Here is a 13919-nt window from a genome sequence, read left to right on the forward strand (position 1 = left end):
GAATTCATTGAAAAAATGCTTGAATATTAAACACTTAATTGTTTAAATACCCTTTTAAATTATTAAGGATTTCTCATGTCTTTTAAAAAGATGGAAAAAATATTTGCCGAGCAATTAAAAAAAAGCAAAGATGAATTTGAAACCTCAACATATAATGTAATCAATTGCTTGAAGTATCGTGAAAATCATGAAGAATGTAGAAAAAAGGTCCGTCAATTTAATCATGATCTCGTGAATTACGATGATATGCACGAAACTTATTTTGGGGTTTTAGACGATGTATTAGATAAAACTAGACAGCAATTTGATGATAAGCTGGAAAAAAATTATCCACATATGGAATTGGTAGATATGGTCAATTTACCAGAAAAATTAGCAAAGCTTAAAACAGATTATAGTGATCACTCTAAACAATATCTTGCCACTAAAAAGAAGGCAGAAGAATTTAAAGAAAAAATGGTTAAGGCACTAAGTCAAACTTGTGTACAAGAGAATTCATCTTACTGGAGAAGTTGCCAAGATCTTAATCAAACAGCAAAACAGTTAGATAGTTCGATTAAAAGAATCGATAAAACACAAGCACAGAATGAAAAAGCTCCATACATTTCTACCCTTGAATCCCTATTAGTTAGTCAAAAATTTTTTGATACCTACAACCGCGCTATAGAAGAGCAGCGCATCGAAAAACAAAATGAAGAGCTTTTAACTCAATATTCACCATTTTAAGCTCTATTGAAAAATAGAAAAAAGATGTATTTTGAATTTAGCTTAGCTGGTTGAGATAGTGTAGCAAGCCTGAGCTAAGCTAAATTCTGGCTGGACAAAAAATTTATTCAAAATTAAACAACCCATTCACTGGCAATTAACATAGCTTTTTCTTTATTCAGAAACAAATTAAAAGCCCAATAAATCATGTAATGTTAGCTTAATACAAAACTCATATTAAAAAATTAAGCTGCAGGCGACGTTAAGTTGTCATACTCATGTTCTTTATCAAGCTCCACGCCAGGCTGTACGAAAGAAAAGATATGTTTCTTTAATTCAGGCGGTAGAGCATTCAAAGAAGAATTTTCAGCTTTTTTACTGCCTTCCCAAAAGAATGTTACTCTGGCTTCAAGTAGCGAACGTGCGCCTGCCATAAATGCTTTAAACTCTTTACTTTCATGATTTGCTTTTACGCTTTGACCCATTAAAGAGCGGGCACAGTTGATAAGTGACTCAATAAGATTACCTGAACTTTTATTCAAAATCACAGTTAAGGGATGGTTAGGATTGATTTTTAACTGTTTTAAAAAAGTCAAACTGGTTGCTAAGGGAGAAGCCTTTAAGCGCGCCATAATGTCTTCTTTACAAAACTGATTTAATGCTGACAGGGTGTGATCTGAAAATGATTTGCCTGCAAGTAAATCATCCCAGATTAAATCTAACAATGGCTTAGCAGTCTCTGCAGTAATAATGAGTTGATTTAAATACTCCTGAATTCGGGTAAAATCATGTCTTATGGCACATTCATAAAGCCTAATGGCTTGGGGTAAGTCAATAGGGCCACCGCGGCCCATTTGATGCATGCGAGCCCGATTAGACATAGCCGTGCCATTCCCTAATTTAATTGCTTCCTCATACAGCCTAATGGCTTCATCATGATTTACGGCTCCTCCCTGGCCTAGACAATGCATCAAAGCACGGTTATTCATTGCCTCAGCATTGCCTAAATTAATCGCGTCATTATAAAGCTCGATAGCCTTATCATAATCGATGGGTCCACCTTGGCCATTCTGATGCATTGAAGCACGGTTATTCATTGCCTCAGCATCATTTAATTTAATTGCTTCTTCATAAAGCGCAATGGCTGCAGCATAATTAACGGGCCCGCCTTGACCGCATTGGTGCATCAGAGCGCGGTTATACATGGCGCCAGCATGCCCTAATTTAATTGCATCGTTATAAAGCGCAATCATTGCATCATAATTCACAGGCCCGCCTTGGCCGTTTCGATACATCAAAGCGCGATGGTACATGGCGCCAGCATGCCCTAATTTCATTGCTTCCTCATAAAGCGCAATGGCTGCATCATAATCAACGGGCCCGCCTTGGCCGTTTTGTTGCATTAAAGCCCGCCTATTCATGGCATAAGGATTCTTAAGCTTAACTGCCTCATCAAATAAATGGCTGGCTTTCTGGTAATCGGTTGGACAATCAATACCAAAGAAGTATAAAAGTCCGTCTAAGACCATAGCATGCGAACAACTTGCGCTTTTTTCTTGGCATTGAACACGAATAGTGTTGATAACGTATTGCAGAGTAAGATCAGTCTCTATATTTGCCTTAAATGCAGCAGAATGAAATGTCTGGGTTAATAAGGAGAATTTAGTATAGTTCCCTTCTAAAAGCTCTTGAGCAACTTGAGTTACCAATTTAGCTTGTACATAGGGTGATGTAGCTACAACTGAGTATGGGTAAGTTTCATTAAAAAGCATTCTTAATATCCAAAAGAACAAAAATTTACCAATATTAACATTTTCTGATTAATATTTGAATGTTTTTAATGAAATTTGTTTAATTTAAATACAAAAAGATAATTGGACTCAATCTTTCAAGATCTAATTCTTAAGTAAACGGGTAAATTAAAAAATTAAGTTATATTACATTTGATCCTTGTAGGTGCAATTATTACCGCAATTGAGCTTGTCCAGTGCTAAAAAAGCTTTGCAATCGCCACTGCTTTTGATCTAGCTAACTTGAATTCTTTTAGGCATGTCTGTTATTATGCAACGCTTTAAAAAATGATTAAATTATGTTAGAACAACCAGCAGAACTTAAAAAACTTCTTCACTTTCTAGAAGATAATCAAGCCATTGATATTAAAACGATTGATGTGAGTGAACAAACAGCGGTGACTGACTTTATGGTCATTAGTAGTGGCCGCTCTTCTCGCCATGTCAAAGCGATTGCTATGAATGTGATGGAAAAAATGAAATTAGCGCAGATACCTATTTTAGGCTCGCACGGGCTAGATGGTGGTGATTGGGCTTTGATTGATTTTGGCGACTTCGTCTTACACGTTATGCAACCTGACACCAGGGCTTTTTATAATTTAGAAGCACTCTGGCAAGATAACCCTTAAATATAATGTTTAAAATTACTCTTATTTCTTGCGGCAATAAAATGCCTGCATGGGTTGAGCAAGGTGTTAATGAATATACTAAGCGGTTAAAAGACTATATTAAATTTAATCTAATAGAAATTCCTTTAATTAAGCGTGCTAAAACAAGTGATTTAAAACGTATTTTAGAAAAGGAAGCCTTATTAATTAACGCGTCTATACCGGATGGCGCAAGAGTTATTGCACTTACCATTGATGGCGAGACGTTTAGTAGTGAGAAGTTAGCTACTAAATTTGAAGCATTACAACAAATGGTAAGCCATGTATGCTTTATTATAGGCGGGCCAGAAGGCTTGAGTGAGCTTACTTTAAGCCAATGCCAAGAACGATGGTCTTTGTCAGCTTTAACGCTACCTCATCCCTTAGTTAGAGTTGTTTTAATAGAAGCCATCTACCGAGCTTGGTCAATTATTCATAATCACCCTTACCATAAGTGACATTTTACGCTAAGATGTTTTCTCGTTTTTGCACTTAGTTTTTTCAAACTTAAATCAGAATTAATAATAAAATGCGCTTAAACTCACGTGTAAACAATGAACAAATAGAATTTCATATCCACCGCTCTCGCCTAAATATATTAATTGCAATGATTATTTGTTTCTCTGCGCTTTTAATCTCAAGGCTTGGTTATTTACAGCTAGCACAATACAAACGTTACGAAACGCTGTCTTTAAAAAATCAAATGAGTATTATTCCAATCGCACCGCCACGAGGAATTATACTGGATAGAAAAGGTGTGGTACTGGCAGAAAATACGCCCGTGTATGTTTTAGAAATTATCCCAGAACATGTCAAAGACTTAAACAAAACATTAGCTGATTTACGAACCCTTATTCCGTCAATTACTGATGAAGACATTAAGAACTTTAATCGCACACGGCGCCAGAATCGTTCGTTCGTTCCCATTCCTTTAAAACTTAAATTAAATCAGGAAGAAGTAGCTATTTTTGCGTCTCACCAATATCAATTCACCGGTGTCAGTATCAAGGCACGCTTAATGCGTTATTATCCTTTAGGTGAAATTACCGCGCACTTTTTAGGGTATGTAGGGCGAATTAATATCCCAGAACTTAGGCAAGTTGATCCGACCAATTATCGCGCAACTAATTTTATTGGTAAGGCAGGCATTGAAAAATACTATGAAAAATTACTACATGGAAAAGTTGGTTACCAATTAGTAGAGACTGATGTCAGTGGCCGAACATTGCGAATTTTAGACAAACAAAATCCTGTTTCTGGTGAAAAATTATATTTAACGATTGACTCACGTTTACAACAAGTTGCTTTTGACGCCTTAAAAGATAAGCGAGGCGCGGTTGTTGCCATGAGTACTCATAACGGTGATATCCTAGCAATGGTCAGCGCCCCAAGCTATGATCCCAATATCTTTGTAAATGGCATTAAGCTAAATGATTACCAGAAGTTAGCCACCGCAAAAGATAAACCCCTTTATAATCGCGCTGTCAGAGGACTATATCCACCTGCTTCTACTGTCAAACCCTTTGTGGCTCTAGCTGGATTAGAAAAAGGTGTAGTCGATACGAACTATCGAGTTTTTGATCCAGGTTGGTTTAAATTACCGGGTGTTAGTCATGAATACCGTGATTGGAAAAAAACAGGCCATGGGATGATTAACCTTACTCGCGCCATCACAGTTTCTTGTGATACGTATTTTTACCAACTCGGACATAAGATGGGAATTAAATCCCTAGAAGAAATGCTACGTAAATTTGGCTTTGGCCAACTTGCCAATGTAGACTTAAATGAAGAAGCGCCTGGTATTGTGCCAAGCGCCCACTGGAAGCGCAGTAGTAAAGGCGTGCCTTGGTTTCCCGGTGATACACTAATTACAGCCATTGGCCAAGGATTTATGCTAGCCTCACCGTTGCAATTGGCCAATGCCACAGCAGCATTAAGTCAAAAAGGCCATCGATATCGACCTCATTTATTAGCAAAATCCATTCAAAGTGATAAAGAGGAAGTTCATCTTTTTAAGCCAGTAGAAGAATACCCTGTGCGACTAAAAGATGATAAGTATTGGACTATCGTAGCAGAGGCAATGCATGCGGTTATTACCACTGAGGAAGGCACAGGTTATCGCTTTGGTCGCACAGCACCTTACTCCGTTGCTGGTAAAACGGGAACCGCGCAAGTATTTAGCGGTCGTCAATATGAGAAAAAACGTTATGAAGATATACCGGAATTTCTAAGAGATCACTCGTTATTTATTGCTTTCGCGCCCGTTGAGAAACCCGAAATTGCTATCGCTGTTATGGTTGAAAATGATTTTGCAGCCGCAAGCGTAGCTCGTAAAGTTCTTGATGCTTATTTTCAATTTAAACAAAGCGAGGCTAGCGCATGAAACATCAGCAAACACGCCCAGTTTATCGGCTAACTGCTAAATCGATTCACCTCGATTGGCCTTTGCTAGGGTTACTATTTATATTAACCGCCTTTGGCATGCTTATTTTATATAGCGCTTCTAATGAGAATATAAATATGATCATGCGTCAAGCAATGCGCTTGTCTTTTGCCTTTACTGTCATGCTAATCTTTGCTGCCATTCCTCCGCATAAATATAAAATATGGACACCCTGGATTTATGGTATAGGACTTGCCCTGTTAATTGCGGTCATGGTCATCGGAAAAATTGGTAAGGGAGCACAGCGATGGCTTGATTTAGGGTTATTTCGTTTTCAGCCCTCAGAAATCATGAAATTAGCTGTACCGCTTATGGCGGCCTGGTATTTAGACAGAAAACCCACCCCTATTGATTTAAAAACCTTAGCGTCGGTGGTCTTAATCATTTTTATACCAGCCCTTCTAATCGCTAAGCAGCCTGATTTAGGTACTGCTATTATGGTGATCTCAGCAGGTTTAAGTGCTGTCTTTTTAGCAGGCATATCCCTGCGCATTATTCTGCTTGTAGGAATATGTGTTGGATTTAGCGCACCTCTTTTGTGGCATGTTATGCATGATTATCAAAAGCAGCGTATTTTTACCTTGCTTAATCCTGAGCAAGATCCACTTGGCTCAGGCTATCATATTATTCAGTCTAAGATTGCGATAGGCTCAGGGGGTGCTTTTGGCAAAGGTTGGCTACAGGGATCACAATCGCATCTTAATTTTCTTCCAGAACATGCAACTGACTTTATCTTTGCGGTGAGCGGAGAAGAGTTTGGTTTTGTTGGCAGCAGTCTGCTAATTATTCTTTTCATTATTATTTCTTGGCGAGGATTACAAATTGCTAAACAAGCTCAAACCTGTTTTACCCGTTTGTTGGCAGCGAGCCTTGCCATGACTTTTTTCCTTTCTGCCTTTGTGAACATTGGTATGGTAATGGGTATCTTGCCAGTCGTTGGTATTCCTCTACCGCTTGTTAGCTATGGCGGAACAGCCATGGTTACTTTTTTAGCTAGCTTTGGGATTTTAATGTCGATTAGTTCGCATCGAATTTTATTTAATGCCCATCGCTAGGCTAAATTTTTAAGCTTCAACAGGCATTGGCTGTGCGAGTTGGTTAGCTTGAGCAGCCAACAATTTAGCAACGGGCCCATAGCTTTTTCGATGAATAGCACAAGGGCCAAGTAGTTGCAGTGCATTTAAGTGCTTAGCAGTTGGATAGCCTTTATGCGTAGCAAATTCATATCCAGGATAATGCAATTCCAGGGCATCCATTTCAGCATCCCTCGCTACTTTCGCCAAAATTGAAGCAGCACTGATTTCCGCTACAAGTAAATCCCCCTGCACAATCGCTTCGCAGCTAATTTCTATAGTTGGAACATATAAACCATCTACCTTAATATGATGTGGGCATATGGGTAGGTTTTCGATGGCACGCTTCATGGCTAATAGGGTTGCATGGTGTATGTTTAAATGGTCAATTTCTGCCACTTCCGCTCGACCATAAGCAAATGCTAAGGCTTTACTTTGTATTTCTAGAGCAAGCACGCTTCGTTTTGCGGCCGTTAATTTCTTTGAATCAGTTAAACCCGCAATAGGTTCATTTAAAATAACAGCTGCTGTCACAACTGGGCCTGCTAAAGGTCCGCGACCAGCTTCATCGACACCCGCAATATAGTTAACCATGTTTTTAGCCTTTTTGTATTACCTAGCATTTTGTAGGCTGCATACTAAAACAGCAAGTCTTACTTTTCAAATTGATTTATCAGCTAAGACATGCGATCATGCGCTTAAATTACCCAATTTTAATCTTCATGAATGTGTTAAAATGTGCTGTTATTGGTGTTGGCTACTTAGGCCGCTTTCACGCCCAAAAATACAAAAGCCTACCTAATATTACCCTGGTTGGCGTATGCGACATTAATCCAGATGTCTGCGACCTTGTAGCTCAAGAACTTAATGTCCCCTCTTATTATGATTATAAAGAATTATTTGGAAAAGTGGATGTTGTTAGTATTGCAACAACCACAAATCAGCATTTTGCTGTTGCTAAAGAGTGTTTAGAGCAAGGTATTCATGTTCTCATTGAAAAACCGATTACCGAAACCGTAGAGCAAGCTAATCAGTTGATTGCTTTAGCAAAAAAACACGGCGCCAAATTGCAAGTTGGTCATTTAGAACGCTTTAACTCGGCACGTTTAGCCTTAGAAGAACATCTTGATAAACCGCTTTTTATTGAATCACAGCGATTAGCACCTTTTAATCCACGTGGCACAGATGTTAATGTAATTTTAGATTTAATGATTCATGACATTGATATCATTCAAACCATCGTAAATAGCCCTATTACTAAAATAGATGCGCAAGGAACACCAATTCTGTCTTCGTCAATCGATATTGCTAATGCGCGCATTAAATTTAAAAACAATTGTGTCGCTAACATTACAGCGAGCCGTATTAGTTTTAAAACTGAACGTAAAACGCGTATTTTTCAACCCAATTCTTATATTTCTATTGATTATCACAATAAGCAATTTGCGGTATTTCGTAAAGGAGAAGGCGAAATGTTTCCGGGGATTCCTGAAATCACTAGACACCAATCTGTCTTTGAGAAAGGTGATGCGCTCTTAGAAGAAATTAATTCATTTATTCATTGTATTCGTGCCGATACCACACCTTTAGTTACTGGAGAAGAAGGACGCAACGCGCTAGCTACTGCTCAGAAAATTACCAAGCTTATTAATACGGATCTCGTATCTAGGCTGACTGATGCTTATGCCTAAGCATATTGTACTTCTTGCAGGTGAGGAATCGGGCGATCACCATGCGGCGCATTTAGTTAAAGAATTATTAGCCTATGACCCAACATTACAATTTAGCGGCATGGGCGGCAAACACATGCAAGAAGCAGGCGTTGACGTCATTGCCGACTTAGGTCGCTTTGGTGTTATAGGTATCACTGCTGTTATTACTCATGCCTTTGTCATTAAAAAAATACTTACTACTGTAAAAAAGCATTTAGAACAGGTTAAGCCTGACTTAGTCATTTTGGTGGATTGCCCAGGTTTTAATATTCCTATGGCAAAATTCGCTAAACAGCGATTGGGACTCCGTATTATTTACTACATTAGCCCGCAAATATGGGCGTGGAAAGCAAATCGCATTCATACCCTTAAAGCCTGCGTTGATCATATGGCAGTTATTTTCCCTTTTGAAAAAGAAATTTATCAAAAAGCAGGCGTTCCGGTATCGTTTGTTGGTCATCCGTTAGTAGACAGGGTAAAACCCTCAAAAGATATTGAACAAATTAAGCAAGCGCTTAATCTTCCTCGTGATAAGAAATTAATTGCCATGCTACCTGGTAGCCGTCGCAATGAAATAGAAAAACACCTGCCCGTTTTGGTTAAAACTGCCGAAAAATTAACCGCCTTACATCCAGATCTCCATTTTGTTATTCCTATTGCGCAAACCATTAAACCTAATCTTATTCAAGATTATTTTAAAAATAGCCCAGTCAATATAAGCTTTATTCCTGGACAAGCCATTGATGTTCTTGCTTGCAGTGACTGTGTCGTGGTGGCTTCAGGAACTGCATCCCTTGAATGCGCTTTAATGCAAAAACCCATGTGTATCATTTATAAAGGTTCTTTTTTAAGTTATCTTATTGCTGTAAAAGTAATTAAGGTTAAATACTTAGGATTATGTAATTTATTACAAAATAAGATGATAGTTCCTGAGCTGTTACAATACGATTGTAACGATGTTGAGCTAACGCGTACTTTAAATGAACTTATCGTTGATAAATCGCTGCAAGAAAAACTTACCAATCGTTTAACAAAGCTTAAACATTCTTTATCTAGCGAGCAAGCTGACCGCTCGATGGTTAATGTTATAAAAATGGAACTTGATAAGGTTTAAAGGTCATTAAATAAAAAACAATTAACAAGCTAATTAGCGCTGGCCAACCTAAGATAAACCAAGATTTAAAATAAGTATAATATGCCTTAGGTAATGGAGTTCTTGTTTTTGCTGCATAAGAAGTTAGGTTGCGAATTTTAATTTGTAGATAAACCACAATTAACCAACATAACAAAGCAAACCCATAAGCTATTAAGCTTCCCATTATCCAAAAAGATGTTAAAGGAAAGCCACTGATATAAACCATCGCTAAGCCTGTTAGGGGCTGAACTATCATGGTGCTGCCAGTGAAAATCCAATCAACAACAACGACATACTCATTAATAGCACCCATCACCACAATGTCTTTTTTTAAATGACCATAAAGCATGATGCATGCGGTACCAATACCGGTGCCAAATAAGATAGTGGAACTTAAGATGTGTATGTATTTTAGCCATAAATAGAGCATATTAATCCATTAAATAGAGAATAATAATACTAATTAAAACCGGAATATTCTTAACTATAGAGCCAAATGGCTCTAACCACAAATCGGGTAATTTGATGGTAATAATAACCGTGTAAGCAGCCATAACCAGCACTTGTAACACGCAATTTAGCTTTGTTTTATAATTAAATAATAAGCTAATTCCAATAAGTGCATTAATGATACAAGCACTATTTAGTAAAAACGGTTGCCAAGAACTAGCTACCCCAACCTTCGCTAAAAGCGTATAAGACGCAACCCTGGGAAAGAAAAACGCACTAACAAGCGCACTGGCTAACCACATAAAGGCTAAGCTTAAGCGCAGTAAAGGTTTGATAAAAAATAATCGAGCATAAAAACGATCTGGCTTATTGCTCGGATAGCTATAAACACCTTCTGTAAAACTTCTTGGCGTAAGTCGCGCCGTTTGGGCAAATTTTTTCGCCTCAGCGGGGCTCGTCACATTGCCCAGTTCAAGCATCGCAATCGCTGGTGTATTTATAGTAGAAAAAGGCAAATAATCTCCCAGCTTAGCACCTAATTTAATGAGGATTAAAGGAATAGATAAACAGTAACCACGAGCGAGCTGTAACCAGCTGCGCAGGGTTAATAGTATTTCTTTTAAGGTGATTGGCGTGCTTGCTACAGCCGCTAAAATAACGGCTTCATTGATATCATGCTCAATCATATTACTTATAGCGTGTGCTAAATCCCCAACATGAATAGGCTGAAATTGCTGCATTCCTTTTCCTGGTAAAGGAATAATGCCAGGAAAAGCGGCCAAAGCACGCATTAACGCCATCCCGCCCTCTGATGCGGGACCATAAATAAAAGAAGGTCTTAAAATAATGGCAGGAATTTTTAGGGTTAATAAATAATCCTCAATCGCTTTTTTACTGGTTGCATAATCAGACTGGTAGCAGTCAACACCTAAGGCTGAGAGGTGAATAATTTGTTTAACGGTTGACTGCTCAGCCGCTTTAAATAACGCCTTTGGCGTATCAAAATGGATAGCCCACATGATTTTAGGATTTGAATGGTAAAAGATACCTACGCAATTAATGACAACATCAATGCCTGCTAACCGAGGCAGCCACGCTTCAACAGTTGTATCCTTCACAAAATCACAAGCCTGTACTTGCGCTTGTGGAAATAATTTTTGGGTGTACGCTATATCTCTTACTGCAGCAACTACTTGATGCCCTTTTTGAATTAACTCTCTGGTGACCCAAGTACCAGCAAACCCTGATGCGCCTGTAATTAAAATATTCATTACAATTCGCTCACCTTAATTATCTTGTTTAGTTAGCGCGCGGCCATAACCTAAATAACCACCAATACAGCTGGCTAGAGCCCCAACACAAAACATGATAAAAGTAATTAAAGCATTAAGTACGATAACTTTCTTATCTTCCTCTAAAGTAACACTCAAGGGTGCTTTGCCACTTAAAAATATCTCAGTTAACATAGGTGCGTCATTGGTAATTTTTATAGCGACTAAACTTGAAGTAAAATTAGCATGAAAGATAGTAAATTGAATCATATTGGTAATTAAAATAATGGTCATGATTAATAATAAAGCCCACGCTAAAAAACCAATAAAGATGCCCCAAAATCGATTTAAGGTAGGGTAAGAGAGCCTACCAGCTAACCAGCCTGTTGAAAACATAGCAATAACGGCTGCGATACAAAAGCAAATAAGCCCCCACAGAGAAAACTCAATTTTACCGGATAACCTGATAGTAAAGCTGGCTATACCTAAAGCAAGTGCTAATAAATTTAACAAAAAATTAAGCCCAACGCCGGCAATAGCTGCTGAAAAAATGGCTGACCAGGTAATATAAGTACGATTTTTTAATTTATTCATTAACATTTCAGCCATACTTGCTCCTTACGAGGCCGTAAATTGAAATACAATCAAACATATAAAAGCAATGACAGCAATAAGGCCATGACCTACTACAAAAAATTTAGGAACGGGCTTAAGCGTTACATCACGCCAAACCATATAAAAACCACCAAGAGCCGCTAAAATAAATAAAATTAAGCTAACAACAGGCGAGGATTGACTGGAAAAAAAATATAAAATGAGTAAAACAATTCCTAGTGCTGCAAACGCACCATGGATCATGACAATACCTTTAGGGGTATTTTTATCTTGAAAAATATAGTTAATTAAATAAATACCTAATGCAGCTGCAATTGCAAAAACAATGGTTGCCAAAATTAACATGGATAAACGCTCCTTATCAAAAATCTATTCTTGTTTTATGGTCAAATCAGCCATGGCCGGTCCCTCAATGTATTTACCTTGCTTAGTAAAGCGGCTGCCGTGGCAAGGGCAATCCCAAGTTTTTTCAGCGCTATTCCAATTAACAATACATTTCATATGTGGGCAGACAGCAGAGACCATGTGTAGTTCATTTTTATCTCGGCAAACAGCAAATTTTTCCTTATTAATTTCGATAACTTTGCCTTCCCCCTCTTTAACTGATTCAATATCAGCCGCTGCAATGGGTAAATCCTTACTATATTGCATAGCAACATTACTATTTTCCTTAGCCATAAAGCCTAAAGACGCACCAAGGGTGTTGCGATTAGCTTGATAGACATCCTTAAAGGGTATAGTTTTTTTAAGAATCAAATCAGCAATATTAAGTCCTGCTAATGTGCCATACGTTAATCCATCTGCAAAATAGCCAGTAGCCATAAAGGTATGTTTTGCAGTTCGTGAAGCTAGGCCTATGTAAGGGATATTATCAGCTGATTTATAATGCTGGGCTGACCATTTAAAAATAACTTCTTCGATTGGCAGGAAGGTTTTTAAATACGTTTCTAATTCTTGATAATGCTTTTCGGTATTATTCCCTTGCCCGGTTTTATGATGGCTACCAGAAAGCATCAATAATTCAGGATCATCACTTTGATAAGCATGCGCCGAAAAGATATGAGACTGCTCACTTAAATCCCAAAAGTGTCCTTCAGGACAAACGTGATTTTTTAAACGCACAGCAACGACATAACTTCGATAAGGAGCCGTAAAAAAGTGAGCATTATTGATACCAAGCGGCGTATGGGTAGCTAAGAAAAGCTTATCTGCCTTAATTTTTGCATTTTTAGTGTAAGCAAAGCATATCTCTTTTTCTTCAAAATGCGTCACCTGAGTATTTTCATAAATCATACACCCTTTTTCATGCAGGTAGTCTGCCATGGAAATAACATATTGTAGTGGATTAAAGCGCGCTTGATTAGGCATGACAGCTGCTTTTTTGTAGGGTACTGCAAGAGGCATTTGAGTTGTGTAATCAATATCAATGCCTAAGCGCTTAAATAACTCAACTTCCTTTTCAATAGAAGCACGCTCTTTTGCAGCCGTCGTGTAGCAATACCAAGGCCTGCGGTTAAAGTGGCAATTGATATTTTTTTCACGTACATTTTTTTCGATATGATCGATAGCCATGAGCCGCGATTGCGCAACCACTTTAGCGGTATCTAAATCAAATTTTTTTTCAATGGTTTGATAAAATGGCTGTACAGCAACGTATAAATTACCGGTTGAATAACTGGTTGTTAGTCCACCAATTTGACCAGCTTCAATGATAGCCACGCGTTTACCGGCTTCGATTAATTGACAAGCAGCAGTAACCGCCGTAATACCGCCGCCAACAATAGCTACATCCACCTCAATGTCAGCCATTAGCGTTGGATAATTTTTTTCTCGCTTACTAATAGCAACCCACAGCGATTTACCTTCTTCCATTACCGTTCCTTAGCGTTAATTAGCGTTAGTTGGCTTAAACCCGCTTTATAGCCAACTGATCTTTAACCTAGATCCTTTATGAATACTGCACAAAATTCTATAAAATTTTCCGTTAAATTCAAACATCTAATTATAGCCTATATAATAAATCAAGCTTAAATAAAAACTTATTAAGTTAAATTTTATTTAAGACTATTAGCGATGGC

14 protein-coding genes are annotated in these 13919 nt (G+C 38.0%); 7 read left to right on the plus strand and 7 right to left on the minus strand.

What is annotated here, in order from left to right; all coding sequences use genetic code 11:
* The first annotated feature begins 75 nt into the window (after positions 1-75).
* Complete coding sequence (locus DYE47_RS07565) at positions 76-726, plus strand: hypothetical protein (RefSeq protein ID WP_115302692.1); 651 nt, start codon at positions 76-78, stop codon at positions 724-726.
* A 224-nt stretch (positions 727-950) separates the two neighbouring features.
* Here the strand turns inward: DYE47_RS07565 and DYE47_RS07570 are convergent, their stop codons facing one another.
* Positions 951-2477 carry a tetratricopeptide repeat protein gene (locus tag DYE47_RS07570; protein WP_115302693.1) on the minus strand — a complete coding sequence of 509 codons (1527 nt, stop codon included), beginning with the start codon at positions 2475-2477 and terminating at the stop codon, positions 951-953.
* A 317-nt stretch (positions 2478-2794) separates the two neighbouring features.
* Here DYE47_RS07570 and rsfS point away from each other — a divergent pair, with 317 nt between their 5' ends.
* The 4 genes from rsfS to rodA all read left to right on the plus strand — a co-directional run bounded on the left by rsfS (position 2795) and on the right by rodA (position 6640).
* Positions 2795-3124 carry a ribosome silencing factor gene (rsfS, locus tag DYE47_RS07575; RefSeq protein WP_115302694.1) on the plus strand — a complete coding sequence of 110 codons (330 nt, stop codon included), beginning with the start codon at positions 2795-2797 and terminating at the stop codon, positions 3122-3124.
* 5 nt (positions 3125-3129) lie between these two features.
* A complete protein-coding gene (gene rlmH / locus DYE47_RS07580; protein WP_115302695.1) occupies positions 3130-3600 on the plus strand; it encodes a 23S rRNA (pseudouridine(1915)-N(3))-methyltransferase RlmH in 471 nt (156 codons plus the stop codon).
* Positions 3601-3671: 71 nt separating this feature from the next.
* Positions 3672-5525: a penicillin-binding protein 2 gene (gene mrdA, locus DYE47_RS07585; RefSeq protein ID WP_115302696.1), complete on the plus strand. Its 1854-nt coding sequence runs from the start codon at positions 3672-3674 to the stop codon at positions 5523-5525.
* A complete protein-coding gene (gene rodA / locus DYE47_RS07590; protein ID WP_115302697.1) occupies positions 5522-6640 on the plus strand; it encodes a rod shape-determining protein RodA in 1119 nt (372 codons plus the stop codon). The genes mrdA and rodA overlap by 4 nt, the downstream gene beginning before the upstream one ends.
* 9 nt (positions 6641-6649) lie before the next feature.
* On the opposite strand, the gene rnhB is transcribed toward rodA, so the two are convergent.
* Positions 6650-7252 carry a ribonuclease HII gene (gene rnhB, locus DYE47_RS07595; RefSeq protein ID WP_115302698.1) on the minus strand — a complete coding sequence of 201 codons (603 nt, stop codon included), beginning with the start codon at positions 7250-7252 and terminating at the stop codon, positions 6650-6652.
* 128 nt (positions 7253-7380) lie between these two features.
* On the opposite strand from rnhB, the gene DYE47_RS07600 reads away from it, so the two are divergent.
* Both DYE47_RS07600 and lpxB read left to right on the plus strand, forming a co-directional pair.
* A complete protein-coding gene (locus DYE47_RS07600; RefSeq protein ID WP_115304040.1) occupies positions 7381-8349 on the plus strand; it encodes a Gfo/Idh/MocA family protein in 969 nt (322 codons plus the stop codon).
* Entirely contained in the window at positions 8336-9484 is a 1149-nt protein-coding gene (gene lpxB / locus DYE47_RS07605; RefSeq protein WP_115302699.1) for a lipid-A-disaccharide synthase, read from the plus strand. Before DYE47_RS07600 ends, lpxB begins: the two co-directional genes overlap by 14 nt.
* Here the strand turns inward: lpxB and DYE47_RS07610 are convergent.
* Genes DYE47_RS07610 through DYE47_RS07630 form a run of 5 tightly spaced genes read right to left on the minus strand, consistent with a single transcriptional unit; the run spans position 9456 to position 13713 of the window.
* Positions 9456-9935 carry a DUF2269 family protein gene (locus DYE47_RS07610; protein WP_115302700.1) on the minus strand — a complete coding sequence of 160 codons (480 nt, stop codon included), beginning with the start codon at positions 9933-9935 and terminating at the stop codon, positions 9456-9458. The two genes, lpxB and DYE47_RS07610, sit on opposite strands and share 29 nt — an antisense overlap.
* A gap of 1 nt (position 9936) precedes the next feature.
* Positions 9937-11226 carry an NAD(P)H-binding protein gene (locus DYE47_RS07615; RefSeq protein ID WP_115302701.1) on the minus strand — a complete coding sequence of 430 codons (1290 nt, stop codon included), beginning with the start codon at positions 11224-11226 and terminating at the stop codon, positions 9937-9939.
* Between the two features lie 15 nt (positions 11227-11241).
* Entirely contained in the window at positions 11242-11835 is a 594-nt protein-coding gene (locus DYE47_RS07620; protein ID WP_115302702.1) for a hypothetical protein, read from the minus strand.
* Between the two features lie 9 nt (positions 11836-11844).
* Entirely contained in the window at positions 11845-12186 is a 342-nt protein-coding gene (locus DYE47_RS07625; RefSeq protein ID WP_115302703.1) for a hypothetical protein, read from the minus strand.
* Between the two features lie 24 nt (positions 12187-12210).
* Complete coding sequence (locus tag DYE47_RS07630) at positions 12211-13713, minus strand: FAD-dependent oxidoreductase (RefSeq protein WP_115302704.1); 1503 nt, start codon at positions 13711-13713, stop codon at positions 12211-12213.
* Positions 13714-13919 lie beyond the last annotated feature (206 nt).

The sequence above is a fragment of the Legionella beliardensis genome (assembly GCF_900452395.1).
Classification (GTDB): Bacteria; Pseudomonadota; Gammaproteobacteria; order Legionellales; family Legionellaceae; genus Legionella_C; species Legionella_C beliardensis.

Excerpts from the sequence above, each read along its gene's own strand:
- DYE47_RS07565 (WP_115302692.1), top strand. The coding sequence starts at position 76 with ATGTCTTTTAAAAAGATGGAAAAAATATTTGCCGAGCAATTAAAAAAA.
- DYE47_RS07570 (WP_115302693.1), bottom strand. The coding sequence starts at position 2,477 with ATGCTTTTTAATGAAACTTACCCATACTCAGTTGTAGCTACATCACCC.
- rsfS (WP_115302694.1), top strand. The coding sequence starts at position 2,795 with ATGTTAGAACAACCAGCAGAACTTAAAAAACTTCTTCACTTTCTAGAA.
- rlmH (WP_115302695.1), top strand. The coding sequence starts at position 3,130 with ATGTTTAAAATTACTCTTATTTCTTGCGGCAATAAAATGCCTGCATGG.
- mrdA (WP_115302696.1), top strand. The coding sequence starts at position 3,672 with ATGCGCTTAAACTCACGTGTAAACAATGAACAAATAGAATTTCATATC.
- rodA (WP_115302697.1), top strand. The coding sequence starts at position 5,522 with ATGAAACATCAGCAAACACGCCCAGTTTATCGGCTAACTGCTAAATCG.
- rnhB (WP_115302698.1), bottom strand. The coding sequence starts at position 7,252 with ATGGTTAACTATATTGCGGGTGTCGATGAAGCTGGTCGCGGACCTTTA.
- DYE47_RS07600 (WP_115304040.1), top strand. The coding sequence starts at position 7,381 with ATGAATGTGTTAAAATGTGCTGTTATTGGTGTTGGCTACTTAGGCCGC.
- lpxB (WP_115302699.1), top strand. The coding sequence starts at position 8,336 with ATGCTTATGCCTAAGCATATTGTACTTCTTGCAGGTGAGGAATCGGGC.
- DYE47_RS07610 (WP_115302700.1), bottom strand. The coding sequence starts at position 9,935 with ATGCTCTATTTATGGCTAAAATACATACACATCTTAAGTTCCACTATC.
- DYE47_RS07615 (WP_115302701.1), bottom strand. The coding sequence starts at position 11,226 with ATGAATATTTTAATTACAGGCGCATCAGGGTTTGCTGGTACTTGGGTC.
- DYE47_RS07620 (WP_115302702.1), bottom strand. The coding sequence starts at position 11,835 with ATGGCTGAAATGTTAATGAATAAATTAAAAAATCGTACTTATATTACC.
- DYE47_RS07625 (WP_115302703.1), bottom strand. The coding sequence starts at position 12,186 with ATGTTAATTTTGGCAACCATTGTTTTTGCAATTGCAGCTGCATTAGGT.
- DYE47_RS07630 (WP_115302704.1), bottom strand. The coding sequence starts at position 13,713 with ATGGAAGAAGGTAAATCGCTGTGGGTTGCTATTAGTAAGCGAGAAAAA.